General features: G+C 72.7%; 2 protein-coding genes and 2 pseudogenes. 1 reads left to right on the forward strand and 3 read right to left on the reverse strand.

Annotated features, from left to right (window positions below):
* Positions 1 to 536, forward strand: a pseudogene (locus I5E_RS25160) (hypothetical protein); the annotation flags it as partial.
* Positions 537 to 540: 4 nt separating this feature from the next.
* Here I5E_RS25160 and I5E_RS02870 read toward each other — a convergent pair.
* From I5E_RS02870 to I5E_RS26190, 3 genes and pseudogenes are all read right to left on the reverse strand, one after another.
* Entirely contained in the window at positions 541 to 948 is a 408-nt protein-coding gene (locus tag I5E_RS02870; RefSeq protein ID WP_022905660.1) for a hypothetical protein, read from the reverse strand.
* Positions 949 to 1,346: 398 nt separating this feature from the next.
* Entirely contained in the window at positions 1,347 to 1,550 is a 204-nt protein-coding gene (locus I5E_RS02875) for a hypothetical protein (protein ID WP_022905661.1), read from the reverse strand.
* 128 nt (positions 1,551 to 1,678) lie between these two features.
* Positions 1,679 to 1,759: pseudogene (locus tag I5E_RS26190) on the reverse strand (LacI family DNA-binding transcriptional regulator); the annotation flags it as partial.
* Positions 1,760 to 1,789 lie beyond the last annotated feature (30 nt).

Raw genomic sequence — 1,789 nt, forward strand, 5'->3', positions numbered from 1 at the left:
GCCACCTGCTCGACCAGGACGTCGAGGGCATCATCGTCATCGCGCCGCAGCAGCGGGTGTTCGACCTCATCGAGGAACTCGGCATGCGGACGCCCTACGTCGCGCTCCGCACGAGCCACGCCGACGGTCCGTCGACGCTCTTCATCGACCAGATGGAGGGCGCCCGGCTCGCCACCGCGCACCTGCTCGACCTCGGCCACGAGTCCGTCGGCGTTGAGCCCGGCGGACCGGCCGACGTAGCGTTCCTGCACCGAACCCCTTCGAGAGCAGGTGAAGCCATGTCCCGCACGGCCCCGTCGACGATCCTTCCGATCCAGCGCCTCATGGCCGACGCCACGCCCCGTGCCTGGCGGGACGGCATCGTCCTCGAGACCCGTCCGGCCGACCTGGTGGTCGCGTTCCTCGACGGCGACGTGACGCAGCTGCGGGTGGCGGACGCCGACACGCTCGTGTCGGTGGGCGCACCGGTCGCCCACCACCCCGCCGCGGAGATCCTCAGCGCGGGCGGTCGGAAGACCACCGCGCGCGTCGCGTGACGCGTCAGGCGGTCATCGAGGCCAGCATTGCCTCGCACTTCGCGACCATCTCGTCGCACGCCATCGCGCAGTAGCGGCACGTCTCGTCCATGTCGGCGTGCTTCCGGCACTCGGCAGCGCACATCGTGCCCATGGCCGTGACCGTCGTGAGCATCGCCCGCATCGACTGCGCGTCCATGCCAGCCGGACGCATCATCATCCGCATGCCGGTGTCGGCCATCATCGCGGTGTTCGAGCACATCGCGGCGCAGGTGGCCATCTCGCCGCCCGCACGCATGTCGCTCGCGGAGCACATCGTCGCGGCCATCGACGCGGCGTTCATCGCCATCATCGTGTCCTGCATCGCCTCGGCGTCCATCTGGACGGGCACGTCCGTCATCGACATCGTCTTCATCATCGCCATCGTGTCCATCGGGGACCTCCTCTTCCGTTCGGTGGCGCCCACGGTACGCGCCGACCTGCCAGGACACACCGCCCGTTCCACAGGCCCCACGGGACGGACGGGAGGCGCGGATCCGGCCCGCCCCGCGCCTCCCGTCCGTCGTCGGGTCCCGACACGGGCCCCGAGCGGGCCGGACACGCCGCGCACCGTCCCGCGACCGGGCAGGACACGCCGCGCGTCGCCCCGCGACCGGCCGGAACATGCCGCGCGTCGCTCCGCGACCGGGCGCAACATGCCGCGCGTCGCCCGGCGACCGGGCGGAAAGCGCCGCTACCCGGCGGCGATCGGGACGTTCTCTGCCCGCTCGCGCGACGTCGTGGCCCGGCGCGGGCGCGGGCGCGGCCCCGGCCGACGCCGCCAGCGCGCGGCTACGGGTGGAGCAGGGCGGCCACCGCGACCAGCACGGGCACCGAGCCGATCGTCGAGACGAGCACCACGTCGCGCGCGATCGGCACCGCCGCCCCGTACCGCTGCGCGTAGTTGAACACGTTCTGCGCCGCGGGCAGCGCCCCGAGCGTCGTGAGCACGAAGACGTCCTGGTCCCCCAGACCGAACGCGGACCGGGCGAGCACGAGACGAGCCGGTCCGCGATGACCCCGACCGTGTACGACCGGTTGGACCGCAGGGACTGCGCGGCGCGGTTCGGCTGGAAGTTGAGCTGCTTCGCCGACTCGAGCACGCGGGCCCGGGTGTCCGCGGCGATCGACACGTCCCGCCGGTCGTTCAGCACGAACGACACCGTCGGCTGGGAGACGCCGGCGTGCCGCGCGACGTCCTTCATCGTGACGCGGTGCGACGGTCCGTCGGCTTC

It is taken from the genome of Curtobacterium sp. B18 (assembly GCF_000333375.1).
GTDB lineage: Bacteria > Actinomycetota > Actinomycetes > Actinomycetales > Microbacteriaceae > Curtobacterium.